Raw genomic sequence first — 17,180 nt, forward strand, 5'->3', positions numbered from 1 at the left:
CCGCGTGCACTGCGCTCTCGTTTGGCACGTATAGCTCCCCAGGACGGGGGGCTACCTTGACAAAGTTCAGTGAAGGCGGCCGTCGTACTTCTCCTGCAGGCACCAGCTGTCACTGTTGATGGCTTCGTTCGCAGCGGCCTGGTCGGCGACGTTGAGCAGCTGGGGCAACAGGCCCGACGGCTGGCGGTCGCTGGCGCTGTTCTGATAGGGGGTGCCGTCCTCGCCGCGGGTATAGCCCTTGGCCTCTTTGGCTTTGACCAGCTTGTCGAAGATCGCCGTGGCCTTGGCGTAGTCCACCGCCGCGGTGGTCTTCGTGCCGGTGGTCAAAGCCGAGCCCCGGCGGCCGTAGGTTCTGTAGCGTGTTTTGAACTGTTGATGCTGACATTGGCTGATGCAAGTGCCAGCAAACGGAATCAGGACGTGGGAAATCAAGCCCGTCAGCGGGGGTGTGCCATCTCAACCGCGAGCAGTTGCTTTGCCGCAGCAGAGAGAGCCACTTCAGCTACCGGTGCTCTCCACGTTGTCGGGGTTCTGGGCCCACAGGTCGGGGCCGAAGACTTCGTAGTGGATACGCTCGGCGGAGATGCCCTTGTCGAGCAGGGCCTTTCGGGTCGTCTGCATGAACGGCAGCGGACCGCACATGAATACCGTCGCGTCCGAGGGGATCTGAATGTCCGATAGGTCCATGCGCCCGGGGCGGGCGGGATGCAACGTGGGCGCGGACTCGGCGTCCTCCTCGTACCAGTTCTGCGCCTTCGCGTCGCCCATGGCGAGCACCTGGCGACGCAGATGGGCGTAGAGCGCATGGTTGCTATGTGAGGTGTCGGCGTGGAAGATCCGCACTTGGCGGTCGGGCTGGCGACGTGACAGGTCCTCGACGATGGCCGCGATCGGGGTGATCCCGATGCCCGCCGAGACGAGCACCAGCGGGCCGTCGGACTCGTCGAGCACCAGGTCGCCGCACGGCTGCGAGACATCCAGTACCGCGCCGGGTTTCGCGTTGTCGCCCAGCCAGTTCGAGACCTGGCCGTCCGGGTTGCCCCCGACGCCGCGGACGCGCTTGATGGTCACCCGAAACGAGTTGCCCTGCGGCCCGGAGGAGATCGTGTACTGCCGTGGCTGTCGCTCACCGCCCGGCAGGTCGACGGCGATCGCGACATACTGGCCGGTCTGGTGATCGGGGGTCTTGCCCTCGACCGGGGCGAGGACGAGCGAGAAGATTTCCGGACTCTCGTCGATTCGCTCGACGACCCGGTACTTGCGCCACGGCTGCTCGGGGTCGGTGCCCCCGAGCGCGTAGAGGCGGGCCTCCTCGGCGAGGAGTTGGCAGCCGAAGAGCCAGTAGACCTCGTCCCACGCGGCCGCGATCTCGGGGGTGACGGCGTCGCCGAGGACGTCGCCGATGGCCCACATGAGGTGGTGGCCGACGATCGGATACTCGTAGGACTTGATACCCAGCGACACGTGCTTGTGGGCGATCCGGCGCATGACCGGACCGAAGTCGGGCGCGTCCGGGTCGATGAGGTTCACCGCATACGCGACGACGCTGGCGGCCAGCGCTTGCGGTTGCTCACCGATCGCCTGGTTCGCCTTGTTGAACACCCGCATCAACTCGGGGTGCGCCGCGAACATATGCGGATAGAACCGTGTGGTGATCTCGACGGAGTTCTCGGCGACGACGCCGGCGGTCGCCTTGACTACGGCGGTGGACTCGGGTGACAACATCTCAGAGGACAACATTTGGGGACTCGTTTCACGGGGCCAGGGATTTGCATCTTATGCGAGCGGTTGACGGCCATGGCTTGAGCGACCGGCATTTCACGACCCTCTAATTTTTACTAGTCGCGTTGTCTAAACTCAAGTTCATGACATACGTGATTGGGAAGCCATGTGTCGATGTGATGGATCGGTCGTGCGTCGAGGAGTGTCCCGTCGACTGCATCTACGAAGGCGAGCGAGCGTTGTACATCCACCCCGACGAATGCGTGGACTGCGACCCCAATACCGTCCGGTTCCATCTGGGCACCTTGGTAACCGACGGCAGGGTCGAGCGCGTCGAACCGGGCCACAACGGACCAGGCCGTCCGCCGCTGATGTTCCGAGCCGTCCGTGGGATGGACCCCGGCGGTACTCGGCGCTACCGCCTGCTCGCCGAGATTCTCACCTTGGGCTTTTCCGGCGACCGCAACGCCAGCGCCAAGGCCCTTACGGCCGGCCGGGCGTGGGCACGCGGGATGATCCGCCCGACGCGCAAGGCGCCGGGCGTGCAGGAGTCGATCAATCGGCTGGTCGGCCTGCTCGGCGAGCTCGGGTTTGCCCCGCAGCGGCGGGAATCGGACGGCGAAGCACAAGTCGGACTGCGCCATTGCCCGTTCCTCGAACTCGCTGAGGGGAGGTCCGCCGTCGTCTGCCCGATTCACCTGGGGCTCATGCAGGGGGCGTTGGAAGCGTGGCGGTCGCCCGTCACGGTTGACCGGCTGGATGCGTTCGTCGAACCGGACCTGTGCCTGGTCCACCTTGCACCGACCGCGGCCGCATCGTGAGCCTCGGTGCGGCGATTGCCGCCGCTCTGACCTTCGTCTGGCTTGGCCTGGTGCTCGCCATTTCGTTCCTGGAGGCGCCGCTGAAGTTCCGAGCTCCCGGGGTAACCCTCCAGATCGGAGTTGGCATTGGCCGCCTGGTTTTCCGTGCGCTTAACACTGTCGAAGCGCTGCTGGCCGTAGGCATCCTCATCGCCCTGGTGGCGGGCCATCCGCCTGTCGGCTTCATCGTGGCGTTTGCGATTGTCGTCGTCGGGCTGCTCGTCCAATTGCTGGGCGTGCGGCCGCGGTTGAAGCGCCGCTCCGATGCGGTGTTGGCCGGTCAGAATGCCCCTCGCTCGCGCGCCCACTACGCCTACGTTGCGCTCGAAGTGACCAAGCTGGTTGCCTTGGCCATGGGCGGATTTCTCCTGCTTACCAACTGAATAGGAAAGGAACAAACAGGTGCAACCCATCTCTCTAATCAACATGGTCGAGGAGAAGTTGACCGAGGCGCGCCAGGCTCATAGTGGCCGGGCAGCACACACAATTCACGGCGGCCACGATCATGACCTGCGCCAGACGGTACTGGCGCTGATCGCCGGACATGAGTTGGGTGAACACGACAGCCCGGGAGAGGCGACTCTGCAAGTGCTGCACGGCCACGTCCGTCTGCACGGCAAATCCACTGTGTGGGATGGGAAGACCGGTGATTACCTCATCATCCCGCCCGAGCGGCATTCACTCACGGCGATCGACGACTCGGTGGTCCTACTTACTGTCGTTGCGCAGCAGTTTCCGCGTCACTGAGTCCGCTGCACCGACGGCTCGCAGATTTGGATACCTGCCTGATGCCGACGTTCAAGGCGTTGTCGGCCGCGGGGCGGCCACAGAGAGTCACCGGTTAACAGTTCGCCGGCTGTGCATGGAGGCAACGTTGATGTCGGGGCTGCCAGCTTTGAGCAGTTGTTCGTTTTCCAGGGTCAGTTCGTTGATGATGACGGCGTACTGCTGGACGAGCCGTTCCAGCGATTGGCAGTGGTCGGTGAGTTCGGCGTTTTTTTGCCGCAGCTTCACGATCGGGTCGTTGTCGTCATCATGCGCGTGGGCTGCCCGCCGAGCCGCGACCGCGAGCCGCTGGAAGTGGTCCCGAAGGTCAGTGTGCTTCTGGGCAATGACCCAGTACTTGACGTCGGCTTCGACCGCGAGTTGCGACACCGACAGGTTGCCGCTGCAGCGCTGGGGCTTCCCGCTGAGCATCCGGTCGGCGGCCGCCAGGATGCCCACGCGTTGCGGATCGGCTTCTTCGGTTCGCCAGCTTGTGGTCGCGGTCCTGTTCACGGTGTCTCCTGATCGGCGGTTTCACGTTCGTCGCCCTCGTGGGTGTCGATGATCCGTTGAAGGCGTTCGATCGTGGCGTTCAGCCGCTGATGACGGGGGCTGGGCGCCAGAGATGTTCTCTGTGCGGTTTGCAGTTCGGCGACTTCGTGACGCAGCGCCGCTATGTCGCGGTCGGTGTACGCCTTGTTGCGGCAGTTGGGCCGGCAGTCGGTCTGATCAGGGGTGGCGGTCTTGTCCCCCTCGCTTGTTCGAATCTGGCAAAGCGCTTTGTCCGGGTCGAACACGCACGTCATCGCCCGGCCTGGGAAGACCTGCAGGAGGGGATTCGTCAGCATGTCTTTGGCCTGCTGGGTGTTCTTGAGGACACGGCCGCTGAACTTGTGGTGGGCGCCTTCGACCCTGCTGCGGTAGACCGGGGCGGCGGGTCCACTGACATGCTCCCCGGACCGCAATTCGTCGTAGTCGTCGCTCAACAGCTCGAGTCGGTACAGCCAGTCCTCGAAGGCTTTCTCGTCAGGGAACCCGGACTGGTAGCTGCCGCTGTAGCCGAGGGTCATTTGAACGTGGACATGCCCGTATTGGATTGCCCCTGCGATCAAGCCTCGGGGTTTGCGGACGATGTGCCAGGCGAGTGTGCGGCGAAACCGCGACGGGCTGATCGCGCCCTCAGGATCCGGCGGGATGACGTCGCCGTCGCGGCCGTTTTCGCGGGCGTAGGCGTTCACCCAGTCCACGAATGCCGCGATATCGTCCCCCATCCGCGTGCTCGTGCGACCTCTGCCGGGGCGGATTCCTGGATGTCCGTAGGTGGCGGAGGGATTGAGCTGGTTGGGGAATAGCAGTGGTTGCTCGTGGAGGTGCTCGAGGACTTCGACCGCGCGCGCTGTCTCTTCGACAACGACCCAGGGGTCCGCGCGGATCTCCCCTTGGGGGATCTTCTCCCTCTTGCCGTCGACGGCTCCCTTGAACTTGCGGCCCTCCATCATCCAGATCCCAGTTTTGAGGTCGCGGGATGCGCATCCCCCCTGGAGGTTCAACACCTCACCGGGGCGCATGCCCGACAGATAGGCGATGACGATGAAGCAGGCGGTCCGCAACAGCACGGCCATGTGCCGCGCTTCTGAATACCCGATCTGATTGTGACGCCACGGGACACCGTCGATGCCTCCGGTGATCGGTGCACCGACGGGCACATGGTCGCTGACCGCAATCCCAGAGCGCTCGATCGTCTCACGGATACCGAAACAGTCGCGATAAAACGTTTGCGTGCGCGTCTGGAGGACCCGAACCAGGTGTGGGTAGTCGATTTCGAGATTCCCGTCTTCGGTGCGGCGCCCCGGTAGAGTGCCGCCGCTGCGCCGTAGCCGGTCCAGGTACTCCTGCGCCGCCGCGGTCGTGAGGGTTTGACGCGGGAATTGTTTCCGCAGCGTCGCGTCGCGAACGTCGCCGTATCGCCACAAGGCGAGATGGTCGTGGAAGGCGGCGGTGATGTCGCGGGAGAAGTCGTTGACGAATCGCAGCGCCCACATCAGGAGCGAATCAATGGTGTCGGTGTTGATGCGTGGTGTCCGATTCACCCCCGGCGTGGCCGGGTTGCCCAGCAGATCACGGAGGTCCGCCCCGTCCCATGACGGGGATGCCGGCAGTCGGATGTCCTCGGGAAGGATCATCCGATAGCCCCAGAAACGCACAACCTCCCCCAGCAAGTCCCGTTTCGTACGCTCGCCGACATTGGCGGCGAGCACGTCACTGAGGTAGCGCTCCAGGTCCTCGTCGCGCACGTCGCCGAATCCCTGGATACCGTTGGTGTGCAGCCACCGGACAAAAGCCCCCAAATCCCCAAACGCGTCCTCAATCGAGCGAAGGGCTAACCGGCGGACAGTTCCCCCGCGTTGCCGTCGCGGCGCGTCGATGTTGATCAGACACCAGAAATAGCGTTTGAGGGCGGCCCTGTACTCCGGCGGCACCGCCGTGAAATTCAGGCCGAACCCCTCTACGTGAGATTCGAACACCCCGGGGGTGAGGTTCCACCGATCCTCGTTATAGACCGAACAGGTAGCGGGATTGGCCTCTGGATTGATGGTGCGGTCGAGCAGCACTGGGGTGTCCGGGAGCGGATTCGGGATGGGGGCACCGGCGAAGATTGCTTCAGGGTTGGTCATGCGATGTCCAGGTCACGTTCGAGGAAGTGCCGGACGAGTTCAGCATCGGTGTCGGTGACTGCCGCGCGGGCGTCGGCGACCGCTGTTTCACCGGCACGGTCCAGCAGATCTGCAAGCCGGTAAAGGGATTCGGCGAAGCGTGTTGCCCACCGCAGCGGTGTAACGGCGGCCTTACGGGTGAGCAGGGCGTCGTGGACGGCAACCTGAAGGGGAAGATGCGCCGGGGTCGCTCGCGCACAGGGGCATCGCAGGCACAGCATGAGCGAGGCTGTGCACACCTGCTCGCCCTCGGCGTCATCGACACACGCCCCCAGCACGGTGTTCAACTCACCAGCGATGAGCCGCTCGAGGGTTTGGGTGTCCATCCCGAAGCGGGTCGCCACGGCCGTCGGGTTAGTCCGCGCCTCGGCGACATCCGCCGCGGACAGGGTCTGCATCCTGGCCCGGGTGTCTGCCTTCTTGATCTGCTCGGCCAACGTTGTCGCGACGACCTTCTGGTATTCAGCGAGGTTGCCGCGGTCGCGGACCAAATACTCGTTGGCCAAGGTGGTTTCGGTATGGGCCACTGGCCGCTGTTGCAGTTCGTTGAACGTCAACCTCAGCCGCGTAAGGGTGATCGCACCAGCGACGTCAAGATTCCTTAGCTTCGAGGACCAGTCCCGAATCTGGAAGTGGTCAAGGCGATTGCGGTAGCCGCGGCCAGCGCCCTTGCCTCCCTTGGGCGACCACCAAGCGAAGATGACGTCGGTGTCGAGCCTGCCTCGGGCGGGTGCCGCCAACTCCAGCAGCAATATGTACACACCGAAGGGGGTGTGCAAGTCCAGGGTGTCCCCTGGACGGGACGCGGTGTCACCGGCGGGCATTCCGTGTCTTGCCCACGGCGGAACCGAAGTCAGCGCTACGTCCATGTACCGACGGGATCCACGGCGGGGTTTGTCCAGTCTGATCGCGGCCGACGGCGGGCCACCGGCATGGCCATCTGGGCGGTGGTGTTCGACGGTCGCCTTAGCGATCGTGGTCGGATTCTGTCCCGTCAGGCCCACCAGCAGAACCGCGAACGCCCCGACATCGAACCCGGTGAGGTGCAGGCTTGCAAAGTGATCAGGCACAGGCCCCAGCCGCGCGACCCATTTCTTGGGCAGACCCGCGTGGGGATCTCCCGGACTCGCTTTGGACGCGTAGCGCGGGACATCGTCGTGGCGGTCAATGTGGTCCAACAGCTCCCCGCGCTGTTGGGTCTCCTCGGGTTGGTGCAGAAGATCCCCGCGCCGCCAGTCCGCGAGCAGCTCCCTGCCGGCGCGGATGCGCACCGCCGCGGCTCGCACGTCGGATCGTGCCGCCTGAAGGATCCGCCGGTTCTCCTCGCTGCTGTAACTGCTGAGCGTCCCCGTATTCCGAGGCGGGCTGGCCTCGTTGACGGCGTCGCGGAAGTCCGTGTCGAGGCCCTCGACATGGCGCAACACGGACTTCAGTCCCCTCAGTTCGGTGGAGCCTTGAGTGCGCGCTAGGTACCAGCCGTCCAAGTGGGCGCGCGTCAACTGGGGTGGCTTGACGGGCGGGGACTCAAGTGTCCCCAGATATTTGCCGAACGACCGGATACCTTGGTGGAGCGTCTTCGCGGACTCGAGCGCCCGGACACGGCTGCCGCCGCGGGTCCGGGCGCTGAACGCATCGGCGAAAGCCGCTTGGAGTTGCCGGCTAACGGGCCAACCCGCGAAGTCGAAATCGACGGGCTGCTCGCGCGGGTTCTCGGGCACGAAACGCACCACGAGCCCTTCATTGCCCTGCTTGCGCTCCACCGGACGGTAGCCCGCAGCCGGCAGGGCGGCCCTGCGCCCATTTGACGGCCGCCTCACGGGTTGCGCCGTAACGGGTCGGTCCGCACCAACGGGTGATCCGCCAAGTAATCAGCGAGGAAGGTCTGCACCGCCGAGTCCTGCACGTGCTGCAGCAGAATTTCAACATCCAACGCACGGAAGGGCTCCAGATAAATCCGTTTGGTGGTTTCGGGGTTGCGGTGACCGAGATAAGCCGCGACTAAGTCCCAGGTGTCGCCGAACTGTTGCCGGAAGTCTTTCGTCTCCTCCTCGGTGAGATGAGCGAAGCGCTTCTCATAGGCCAGCCGACCGATGGCGAACCAGCGCAGTGCACAGCTGTGGCGCAACATGTGAGGTGTGGCCGTGAAATTCGTGAGCCCGAGTTTCGCGATGCGCTTATTCGCGCCCTGAAAGGTGTGTTCCCAGCTGTGCGGTAGACGAGGTTGACCGTCCTCGTTGAGCCACAACGCCAGCGGCTCGGGGCCTTGCTTGGTCATCCGATAAAGCGCCCGGCGCTGCGCAGGATTCAGCGTGTTCAGCGATACCTTGCGCTGAGTCCCGTCGGAATGACGCAGGACGACATCACGATCCGTCGAGTGCAGCACGAAGCCTTTCTCATCGACCACGTCGTAGCGTCCTGCGCGTTGGGCCGCACGAACGATCCGGGCTCTCGCACCCTCGACATAGTTCAAAACATCGACGAGAGCGTGACGAGGAAGCCAATAGACGTGCCCATAACCACCCTTGGCGCACGCATCCGCAAGGCGGCACGTCGAGTACCCGCGCCCGGGATCGTCGCCGGACAATTCGGGCAGCACCACGCTCGCCCACTCACTGAGCCGCAGACCGCTTCCATACAGCCCGTCGGCGAACGCGCAATCACGCTGCTCATTCCGCCCACGAAAAGCTGGATCCGGCCGGCCGTCAATGCTCATTCCCCCGAGCCCCAGATCCCGCCACCGGCGATAGCCGGCCGGATCCAACCACTTGACGCGGTTCCGCCGCGCGCCCCGCGGGGCCAAATCGAAATCGTCCTCACCAGCAACGGGATCAACAACACCGAACCGGGGCGCGGCCCACCGATAGAAGCTCCTCAATGCGGCCAGATTAGCCACGAAAGTGCTCGGCTCGACCCGTGACGGATTCCGCGAATCGGTGATCCGCCACTCCTTGAAACTCTCCGCATCATCAACGGTCGCCTCATCCCAGGACCGCCCCAACACGTGAAGGAAGTTGAACCACATTGACAGCGACTGGGCGTACTTCGCCCACGTCAAGGGCGACCTCGAACGCATTCGTGGCGAACTAAAAAAGCCGTTCACCCGGGCATCAGCCCGGCCGTCGGGACCGATCAGAAACGGTCTGCCGATACAGCTCCCACCTTCAGCGAGCAACGCAAGACGGTCTCGATTTGCGACCAACAGTTCGTCATCGACAGCAATATCCCGCACAAGGTGCGGTTCGTAGCCGAAAACCAGCCACTGACCCGGCAAAAGCGCTGTTCGCACGCCCGGAAGTTAACTACAAACATGTCATCAACAACAGGACGACACGCTAAAGAACGTAGGCGAAGTTGACGACATATCCGTCGCCGCTGGTCTCCAGGCGTGCGTGATACTCCTTATCGCTGGAGCCGTTGGTGAAATAGAGGCTCGCGGTCCTGGGTCCAGCGGTGATGGTCATGATTCCCCTTGGTCGACGGTCACTTGCATTCTCTATTTTAGAGAATAACGCATGAATCCGACAGAACACCAACCGCCGGGAATCGGGTGGCGCCGTTCGTGGTGCCGAGCCCCGAAACCGCACATCCTCCGCAACGGAGATGCCGCGGAGGATGTGCGGTTTCGGGACGGTCTACTGTGCGTTACCCGGCACGCTGCGCACGCCACATACCGAATGCGTTGAAGATGCACGCGTTGAGCGTGTCCTGCAGCTGATCGATCGGCCCGCGCAGCATCCCATCACTGATGCCGATATAGACGATCTGCCCGCCGTGAACCGCCACAGCGACATGTGGATCGTCTAAATCGTCGATCCACAGCCCGACCGCTTCAGCGGCGGTGAATGCGGCCTCGCCCCACGCTGTTTCCAATGCGTGCGCAGCCAGCAGTGCCTCCTGCAGCGGCGGAGTGCTCACCGGACCGGAACGATGACTGCCGTGGTGGTGGTCGGTACACCGGAATCCGCGGCGGGCGGGATCGTCGCCGTGGTGGTCGGGGCGCTGAGCGGGTCCGAGGACTCCGCCGCTCCGCCGGTGCTGATACCGCCACTGCTGCCCGGGTAGGGATTCAGCGTCGGGGTGTAGCTGGGGATGACCGCGGTGGGAGCGCCCTGCAGCGCTGAGGCCGACGGCGCATCCGAAGCGTCGGCGTCGGCGGCCTGCGGGGGAACCGGTGCGCAGGTGTAGGGGTCGAAGCGGCTGGTGCCCGCTCCGGTCGCATTCGGCGCGGGTGAGCCTTCGACGTGCTCGACGGGCTGGGCCGGCGCGGCGCCTGGCGCGGGAGCCTCCCGGGCGGTGTCGGTGACCGGGACGGCTGCCGGACCGCCGGAATGGGGCTGGCACTGGCCGGGGGCCACGGTAGCGGTCACGGTGAGCGTGGCAGGGGTCGGCCGTGCCGCGTCGGTGCCCTGCTCGGCTGCCGGCTCGGGGGTGGGCTGCGCACCGGCGACCGCGACCGGCACCGCCAGCGCGATCGACAGCAGCGACGCCGCCAGCAGAGTGTGCTTGGTGGTGATCTTGGGTGTCTTCATGGCGCGCAGGCTAGAGGACCGGCGCGCCGCGTCACCACGCGCGGCGCGACGGGTGTCTACCGTGGCGAATGTGAACACCCCCCGGCTGCTGACTCGCCTGGCGCTCGGCGCTATGGGCGTGCAGCTTCTGCTGGTTCTGGTGATAGCAGCAGCGGTCCCGCGTGGCCGCGGTGCATCGTTTCTTACCCTGAACGGATTCGTGACGCCCGAGTACGAACGTGGGTGGTTCAGCGGACTGCGCATTGTGCCGATTCCAGGCAGCGATCCGACCGTTTACATCTCGGTCCAGTCCCTGACACAGCTGCTGGTGTTCGCGCTGGCATTCGCCGGGTTGGCCGGGCTGGTGAAGGCCAACCCGTGGCAGCACGGTGCGCTGCCCAACTCGACCGCGCCGGGACGTGACAGCGGGCCGGCCGCCGCGGGCGCACCACCGCCACCACCGCCACCGCCACCCGCAGCTGCGCCCAGCGCCGCGCCAGTGCCGGACGCGGCGGCATCTCCGACTGCCGGCCAGGCAGGTGCGTAACCGTGTCGGTCAACAGATTTCGCCCCAGTGGCTGGGCGGCACTGACCCGCCCGGAATCGCCGTCGGTAGCCGAACTGGTCAGCGGGGGGAGATCGGCGCCCACTACCCGTCCACGTGCGGCAACGCTGGCCGGTAGTGCCGCGCGGCGCGGGCTGTCCGCAGTGGTGACCCCCGCCGGGGAACGGATCCTGCACCGCATCGGCTACCGACGCGTCGCGGTGGTTCTCGTCGCTGCATCGGCAGCGGTGGTTGTTCCGCTGGGCATCGCCGTCACCGCCGCGATCGTCACCGCACCTGCGACAGTTCCCGCCGCCGTGTCGGCCGCGGTTCTCGACCAGACCGCGGCGGTGTTCGGCGGCGGGACGGGAAACGATGCCGCCGAACAACTCGCCGCCGCGGCTGTCGACGGTCCCGTGCGCTGCACCCGCTCAGCCGCGCGCTTCCCGGCGCTGCCGGCACCGCACGACGGCAGTTCAGCTGCGGTTCCACCTGGTCCGGCCGAAATCGCGCCGCTTGCACCGGTCGCGGTGGACTCGGGCGGAGGGCTCAGCACGGCCGATGCCGCGCTGCTGGTGGATCCGGTACCGCCGGGCACGAGTGCGCTGACCGCCAACGTCTGGTTCCTGTACCGGATGGCGGGGTTGGGGGACTGGCCGACGTTCACCGCCGCCTACGCGGCGGCCGGACTACTCGGTGATGCGGAGACCGCGGACGCGGTGCTGGTCCAGGCGCAGGCGCTCAACACCGTCGGCGCGCCGATCGAGGGCTATCGGCTGACAGCGGCGGCCCTGACACAGGCGGGAATGATGGCAGGCCGCCTGTCCGACCCGACCTCGCAGTTCCGGCAGGTGCTCGCCGTGGAGCTGGTGTCCGGGTGCGTGACAGACGAAGATGCCGATGCAGCGAGGGTGGCGTTACCGGCGCCGTCGACGGGATCAGCGAAGCCGGTGCCCAGCGTCGGTGAGCAGATCCCTGAAAGCGGTCACCCAGTCTGGACCGATGGGAGCGCCAACGCCGCGGGTATCTCACAGAGCGAGAGCCCGTAAACCGTTGCCGGCTACGGGCTCTCGCATCTGGTGGACCTGCCCGGGATCGAACCGGGGTCTTGGCGTCTGTCGAACTGGGTTCTACGGGCGTAGTTCCTCTTGTGGCCCCGCCAGCGAGGGGAGGAACGCCCTTCTGGCTTCGTTCGATCTGTGCACTTGTATACCGCTCACTGATCAGTCGGCGGGGGCGCTGCCGCTAGAGATGATGTCGGAGACGCTGCGCGGCAGCTGGCTTGTCCCCGACAGGTCACACCGCTACGAGAGCGGAGTTGGCGAAGGCTTCGATCTCGCTGATCTCGGCCTCGGTGACCAGTGCGTCGTTGTCGTCGGCGCTTAATTGGTCGGCACGTTCACTCAAGGTAGCCACTGTGCCCAACACCTGCCCGCTGTTCAGTTGTCCTATCAGCCAATCGAAACCTGTCAGGCCCTTGGCGGCACTGCCCGGATCGTCCGGTCAGTACCTGGATCAAGACCCTACCCGCACGCTCCGACAAGTCCAGCGCAGCGGAGTGACCGGCGAGCAGGACCGGGTGAGCTCAATGCGCAGGGACGTGACACCCGCGCCGGTGCGCGCCCCACCACCATCTGAGCATCGCAGGCGGGCATCCTGGCTGACGGCGCGACTGTGCCAGTGGCGAAAGGTGAATGATGACGCAGTGCCAGGTGACCCGAGACGGCGAACCCGTCTCTCCTGTGCTGGATTCGGAAGGCGACGCCGAGGTGTGGCTGCTCCGTAATCAGGGCCAGAGCATCGACTATGCCACCCGCTACGGCGGCTACGCGATCGCAGCTGTGGCGCCATGATGTTGTCGCTGGCGATCTACACGTTCGGAGAGTTCGGCGGATCATCGGTCCGCAGCCGCGACGTCAGCGCCGCTGAGGCCGACGCCGCGCTGGAAGAGGCCACACGCGACGCTGAGCGTGACAGCGGCCGTGTGCGGTCAGCCTACAACGGCGACCTCGGGCGCGGATTCCAGGTCGGCAACGGATTGGACCCGACCTACAAGTTGATCCTGCTGAGCAGATACTGACCGGAACCGCACCCCCTGCAGGCGTAGTCGCAGGGGCCGGTTACCTCGCGCCATCAGCTCGCCCGGGACAGCTCGCGCATCACGTCGCCGACGCACAGCTCGGGCTCGAAAGCGTCCGCACGCCCGTCCAATGCCACCAGGCCGTAGGCAGTTTCACGCGCATCGCGAGCGTCGACCGCATCGACGACCGCTCGAAGGTTCAGCGACACCCGCCAGAGATCCCCGCCGGCGCCAGTGTGGTGATACTGCACAACCCGGGTGCTCACGTACTGCGCGTGAACGCGTGAGTCGATGCAGGCGTCCACTGAGACCTGACTGCCCATCTGCGCGTGCCGGTGTGCGTCGTCGATCCCTTGAGCCCGCACATAGCGGTGCACCGTTACAGGAACACTGAATAACGCCACTGGGTACCCCTCACGTCCAGAAGGTGTGGAAGCCCGACACCTGCTTTTTGAACACCGCTAGCTTGTCGGCCAGGTGCGGATGTGTGCCGCTGACCTGTGAAATGGCAGCCATGATGTCGTATCCGCTGACGAATCGGCCAGCAGCGAGATCGCTGAAAACCTGCTCGGTGTCCAGTCCCGCAAATTGTGCGGCCGCCGTGGCCAATTCGGCGAGAGTCATCTGAGACATGGCGAAATCTCACACAGTTTGGACATGTGCGCCGTCCCAGATGTACGTGTATTGCTGTGGTGTGCGCGGGGCGATTTCATGTGTCAGCCGCCCACGCTGTTGATGATCGGCGGTGCAGTCTGGGGGCGGAGAACATGTACCTGCGCCGTCTCTGCCGGCTGCCCCACTGCACTGCCCAGGACGTTGTAGACGTAGGTGTCGCCGTCGCCGTACGGGACCAGCACGCCGCGAGAAGTCATCTGCCGCAACGCATCCATGGCAAACGCAGCGTAGCTCTCGGCATCGTCGCGTTCGAACGACTTGAGCAGCGCAGAGCGTGTGATCGGCTGATTCTGCTCAGCCAGCGTCATGGCCAGGTCAGTGGCGTGCGCGACTGCGTTGTTCACCCGCCGCGCCGAGTACGTGTCGCCATAGGCCTTGGCTTCCACCGAGACCTGGCCCATCTCCCCGGCGCGCTCACGCAGTGCCTGCTCACGCTGCAGAGCAGTCAGCTCGACCAGCTCTTCGATCGACCCGCGCCGCACCGCCATGATGGCCCCCGCGGCGTGCCAGTGCGCGTCCTGCGGCTGCGCCAGCCCGTCCAGCGCGGCCAGCAGGACGCCGACCTTGAGCTGCTGGAGCACCGCGTGCCGGTTGGCGATCGCGTCGGCACTGTTGGCCCCGCGCCCACGGTCGGTCTCAGCGTAGAGGTGATCGGGGTCTTCGCTATCAGAACCCTCCTCCAAGAACCGATTCCGGTCGCGATTTGACTCGCGGTAAAGGCCCGCCGGATCGAACGGGTTCGCCGTCGCCGCACGGGCACGGTCGAGATCCATGTACTTGATCGCCGCGTCCGGCGGACGCACCCACACCGGCTGCTGCGGACCAACAGTGTCAGGCAGCATCGACGGCCGGTCCCCGAACCAGTAGACCGGCTCGGTGGCCAGCTTGCTCGGGTACTGGTCGCCCCGCGATACCGTCTGGTGCGCCGGCAACCACATGAATCGCTGCGGGGTACCTTTGCCGGTCTCGTCGAACAGTCGCGCCGCGGTCTCGGGCTGAGCGCCGAGCAGGATGCCCAGACGATAGGTGTGCGCGCCGACGAAGCTGTGACGTTCGCGGTCGGAGGTGGTGTTGCCGACCTCACCGCCCATCCACATCGAGCGGTAAAGGCCCAGCGTCTTGGACCCCTGACGCAGCATCTCTGACGTGAACACGTCGATCTCGTCCGATTCCACCAGCACCGCGCTGGGGCAGCGGTTTCCGACGTTGCCGTTGCTGACACTGCCTACGGCCGGGGCCGACGCCGAGACCGGAACTGCGGTAGAAGCATTGGCGGGCGGCACAGCCGCAGACGTTCCCTCGTCCTCGCTGTCCCCGCCACGGGGGAATTTCTTCAACACGCCCTCCCCGGTACCGGGAGGAACCGTGGTGACGTCGTCGATGAGCGCAGCAGCTGCACTCATGGTGTCGGACTTTCCCGAGCTGGGCGGACCGACAAGCACCGAGTACACGTTGATGGACGTGCCCGCCGACGTGGGGCCGGTGTCGTCCGGAATGGCACGGTTTGCCGGCGTCAACCTGACCGTGGGCGGGATCAGCGCGGCCACACGCGGTAGCAGCGCGGCCAGCAGCCCCCACCGCGACAGCCCCCGCGAGTCTGCGGCAGCTGCGACGTGACTCAGGCCCGGCGTCGCCGAGAAGATCCACTCATGGTGCACCCAGGTGTGGGTTTTCCGGTTGGCCAGAGGGGGCAGCACCTCGAGCATGGTGGTGCGTGCCCCGTTGACCGGTGTGAACTCTTCCGGGGGCGCCGGATGCGGATACTCGTGCAGTTCGTTCTCACGGGGCCGGGGCACCTCGTCGAAGGCCACCCCCGGGAACGCGCGGATGGTGACATTGTTGATCACCTTCACCTTGCCGGTGTAGGGCGACGGTGAACCAGGTTGCGGCCCAGCGGCGTCCGTGCCGGCGGCGGACTCTACGGCGGCTTCCGCAGGAGTGACCGGCGTCATCCGCGGGAGCTGTCCGGGCGTGGGGTTGATAGCACCGGCCACGGTGTTGCCGATCTGGGGCTCACCGCTCAGAAGACGCCCGGCCAACTGGGTGCGGTCGATGAAGCGCTGCATGCGCTCTGCCACGCCGCGGTACATCGCGGCCTCGGCGATGTTGCCCAGCCGTTCGGCGGTATCAGCGAGGCGAGCGTAGGTCTCGGGGGTGATGACTCCCAGTTCCTGGGGCTCCGCGCCGATCGAGATGCCCACCGATGCGGCGACCTCACGGCGGCTCTGCCCGCGCAGCGCTGCTGCCAGGTCCAGCCGCGAGGAATGACCGCGGTCGAGGTTCAGGTCGCGCATCATCGTGCCCGACCAGATGTGGGCACCGTTGCCGACCTCGGCGCAGCCCTCATGCAGCGTCGCCGACTTCTCGTTGCTGGCGCCCTGCCAATACCAGATCTGGCAGCCGCAGCCGTCGCGCAGATGGGTGGGGTGCAGGCGCGGGTCACCGGCCAGCCAGTCATCCCAGCTCACCGCATCGATCTCGGCTGAAAGTTCGGCACTGCGCGCGTCACGCGCCACCCGCACCCGCGGCGGATCAGGGATCAGGATGCCCTGCAGAGGCGCCAGCGCAGCAGGAATCGCCGCGGTGCGGTCGAACAACCACATCGGCGCTTCGTCGATGTCGCACTGAACTTTCGAGTCCAGGGGACCGTCTTTGCCGGCCGCATACGCTTTCCCCGGGGCGTCGGTGATCGTCGACGGCGGTGCCACCGTGAACCGGACACCGGCGAGGATGTCGATCTTGCCGCCCCCGGGCAGGTAGATCGCCAACCGGTCCTGCGGCAGGGCAGTGGCGTCGATCCCGGCTGGAATCCGCAGCCACACATGGCATCCGCCGCGCTTATCGTCGGCCGGATTGACCGGCTGCTCCATCTGCGCCTTGGCAGGGATGACAGTGGGGGTGAATCCGGCCTCGATGAGGGCCAGGGTGGCGGCGGTGTTCTCCGCGTCGAGAACCACCATGTTGGACAGGCGCAGATTGACTCCGATGTTGCCGCCCGCGGCGATGTGCTGCTCTGCTTCCTCCAGCGTGACTGCCGGAGCCAACGGCCAACCCGTCTTCGATGGTGCCTTCACCCGCGGCTTGAGCAGCATGAGGTGGGCGTGCAGTGCCGCCATCCGCTGCAGCAAGTAGCGGTCGTATTCGCTGATCGAAGCAGGCCCCGCAGCGGGGGCACCTGCCGCCGGTGCAGGAACGTGATCGTCGTCGGAGCGCGGCATGCGGTGCACGCTAGGTCCGGCTGCCGATTTTCACCGCGGCGGCTGCGGCTGGCCGCTTCGGCGTGTCGTTCAGGTTACCGGCTGCGGTACTGCG

The 17,180-nt window shown here is 65.7% G+C and carries 19 protein-coding genes, 1 other RNA gene and 1 pseudogene; 8 read left to right on the forward strand and 13 right to left on the reverse strand.

Annotation, left to right across the window (positions count from 1 at the left end):
• Positions 1-66: 66 nt before the first annotated feature.
• Together BN976_RS28585 and BN976_RS28590 are read right to left on the reverse strand one after the other, a co-directional pair.
• Entirely contained in the window at positions 67-432 is a 366-nt protein-coding gene (locus BN976_RS28585) for a WGR domain-containing protein (protein ID WP_268748878.1), read from the reverse strand.
• Between the two features lie 66 nt (positions 433-498).
• Positions 499-1,740 (reverse strand): globin domain-containing protein, encoded by a 1,242-nt coding sequence (locus BN976_RS28590; protein ID WP_036376357.1) that lies wholly within the window; start codon positions 1,738-1,740, stop codon positions 499-501.
• Positions 1,741-1,865: 125 nt separating this feature from the next.
• Between BN976_RS28590 and BN976_RS34730 the strand changes: the two are divergent.
• The 4 genes and pseudogenes from BN976_RS34730 to BN976_RS33015 all read left to right on the forward strand — a co-directional run.
• A pseudogene (locus BN976_RS34730) lies at positions 1,866-1,994 on the forward strand (ferredoxin family protein); the annotation flags it as partial.
• The gene (locus tag BN976_RS34530) at positions 1,986-2,543 is read left to right on the forward strand and encodes a helix-turn-helix transcriptional regulator (protein WP_322787926.1); all 558 of its coding nucleotides are present in this window, start codon (positions 1,986-1,988) and stop codon (positions 2,541-2,543) included. The pseudogene BN976_RS34730 and the gene BN976_RS34530, both read left to right, overlap by 9 nt.
• A complete protein-coding gene (locus BN976_RS28600; protein ID WP_036376360.1) occupies positions 2,540-2,965 on the forward strand; it encodes a hypothetical protein in 426 nt (141 codons plus the stop codon). The genes BN976_RS34530 and BN976_RS28600 overlap by 4 nt, the downstream gene beginning before the upstream one ends.
• A 19-nt stretch (positions 2,966-2,984) precedes the next feature.
• Entirely contained in the window at positions 2,985-3,329 is a 345-nt protein-coding gene (locus BN976_RS33015) for a cupin domain-containing protein (protein ID WP_084182417.1), read from the forward strand.
• Positions 3,330-3,416: 87 nt separating this feature from the next.
• Here the strand turns inward: BN976_RS33015 and BN976_RS28610 are convergent, their stop codons facing one another.
• The 7 genes from BN976_RS28610 to BN976_RS28635 form a co-directional block, all read right to left on the reverse strand.
• Positions 3,417-3,860 carry a hypothetical protein gene (locus BN976_RS28610; RefSeq protein ID WP_051558605.1) on the reverse strand — a complete coding sequence of 148 codons (444 nt, stop codon included), beginning with the start codon at positions 3,858-3,860 and terminating at the stop codon, positions 3,417-3,419.
• On the reverse strand, positions 3,857-5,959 hold the full coding sequence (locus BN976_RS34115) for a site-specific integrase (RefSeq protein ID WP_199559027.1): 2,103 nt from the start codon (positions 5,957-5,959) through the stop codon (positions 3,857-3,859). Before BN976_RS34115 ends, BN976_RS28610 begins: the two co-directional genes overlap by 4 nt.
• Positions 5,960-6,018: 59 nt before the next feature.
• Positions 6,019-7,821 (reverse strand): hypothetical protein, encoded by a 1,803-nt coding sequence (locus tag BN976_RS28620; protein WP_051558606.1) that lies wholly within the window; start codon positions 7,819-7,821, stop codon positions 6,019-6,021.
• Between the two features lie 53 nt (positions 7,822-7,874).
• Entirely contained in the window at positions 7,875-9,347 is a 1,473-nt protein-coding gene (locus BN976_RS28625) for a site-specific integrase (RefSeq protein ID WP_145977988.1), read from the reverse strand.
• Positions 9,348-9,393: 46 nt separating this feature from the next.
• Positions 9,394-9,522, reverse strand: a complete 129-nt coding sequence (locus BN976_RS34650; protein ID WP_268748879.1) for a hypothetical protein — start codon at positions 9,520-9,522, stop codon at positions 9,394-9,396.
• Between the two features lie 181 nt (positions 9,523-9,703).
• The gene (locus tag BN976_RS28630; RefSeq protein ID WP_036376366.1) at positions 9,704-9,976 is read right to left on the reverse strand and encodes a hypothetical protein; all 273 of its coding nucleotides are present in this window, start codon (positions 9,974-9,976) and stop codon (positions 9,704-9,706) included.
• Positions 9,973-10,590, reverse strand: a complete 618-nt coding sequence (locus BN976_RS28635) for a hypothetical protein (RefSeq protein ID WP_051558607.1) — start codon at positions 10,588-10,590, stop codon at positions 9,973-9,975. The genes BN976_RS28630 and BN976_RS28635 overlap by 4 nt, the downstream gene beginning before the upstream one ends.
• A 70-nt stretch (positions 10,591-10,660) precedes the next feature.
• Between BN976_RS28635 and BN976_RS28640 the strand changes: the two genes are divergently transcribed.
• Both BN976_RS28640 and BN976_RS28645 read left to right on the forward strand, forming a co-directional pair.
• Positions 10,661-11,116, forward strand: coding sequence for a hypothetical protein (locus BN976_RS28640; RefSeq protein WP_145977989.1), 456 nt, complete (start codon positions 10,661-10,663; stop codon positions 11,114-11,116).
• 161 nt (positions 11,117-11,277) lie between these two features.
• The gene (locus tag BN976_RS28645; RefSeq protein WP_051558609.1) at positions 11,278-12,162 is read left to right on the forward strand and encodes a hypothetical protein; all 885 of its coding nucleotides are present in this window, start codon (positions 11,278-11,280) and stop codon (positions 12,160-12,162) included.
• Positions 12,163-12,190: 28 nt separating this feature from the next.
• On the opposite strand, the gene ssrA is transcribed toward BN976_RS28645, so the two are convergent.
• Positions 12,191-12,590, reverse strand: a transfer-messenger RNA (tmRNA) gene (gene ssrA, locus BN976_RS33020).
• Between the two features lie 220 nt (positions 12,591-12,810).
• Between ssrA and BN976_RS33915 the strand changes: the two genes are divergently transcribed.
• Positions 12,811-12,966 carry a hypothetical protein gene (locus BN976_RS33915; RefSeq protein WP_158498050.1) on the forward strand — a complete coding sequence of 52 codons (156 nt, stop codon included), beginning with the start codon at positions 12,811-12,813 and terminating at the stop codon, positions 12,964-12,966.
• Positions 12,963-13,193, forward strand: a complete 231-nt coding sequence (locus BN976_RS28650) for a hypothetical protein (protein ID WP_036376369.1) — start codon at positions 12,963-12,965, stop codon at positions 13,191-13,193. Before BN976_RS33915 ends, BN976_RS28650 begins: the two co-directional genes overlap by 4 nt.
• A 53-nt stretch (positions 13,194-13,246) precedes the next feature.
• On the opposite strand, the gene BN976_RS28655 is transcribed toward BN976_RS28650, so the two are convergent.
• From BN976_RS28655 to BN976_RS28665, 3 genes are all read right to left on the reverse strand, one after another.
• Positions 13,247-13,570 carry a hypothetical protein gene (locus tag BN976_RS28655; RefSeq protein ID WP_145977990.1) on the reverse strand — a complete coding sequence of 108 codons (324 nt, stop codon included), beginning with the start codon at positions 13,568-13,570 and terminating at the stop codon, positions 13,247-13,249.
• Positions 13,571-13,607: 37 nt separating this feature from the next.
• A complete protein-coding gene (locus tag BN976_RS28660; protein ID WP_036376784.1) occupies positions 13,608-13,817 on the reverse strand; it encodes a hypothetical protein in 210 nt (69 codons plus the stop codon).
• Positions 13,818-13,909: 92 nt separating this feature from the next.
• Entirely contained in the window at positions 13,910-17,086 is a 3,177-nt protein-coding gene (locus BN976_RS28665; RefSeq protein WP_051558611.1) for a bifunctional DNA primase/polymerase, read from the reverse strand.
• Between the last annotated feature and the right edge of the window lie 94 nt (positions 17,087-17,180).

This window comes from Mycolicibacterium austroafricanum, assembly GCF_000612725.1.
Lineage (GTDB): Bacteria > Actinomycetota > Actinomycetes > Mycobacteriales > Mycobacteriaceae > Mycobacterium > Mycobacterium austroafricanum.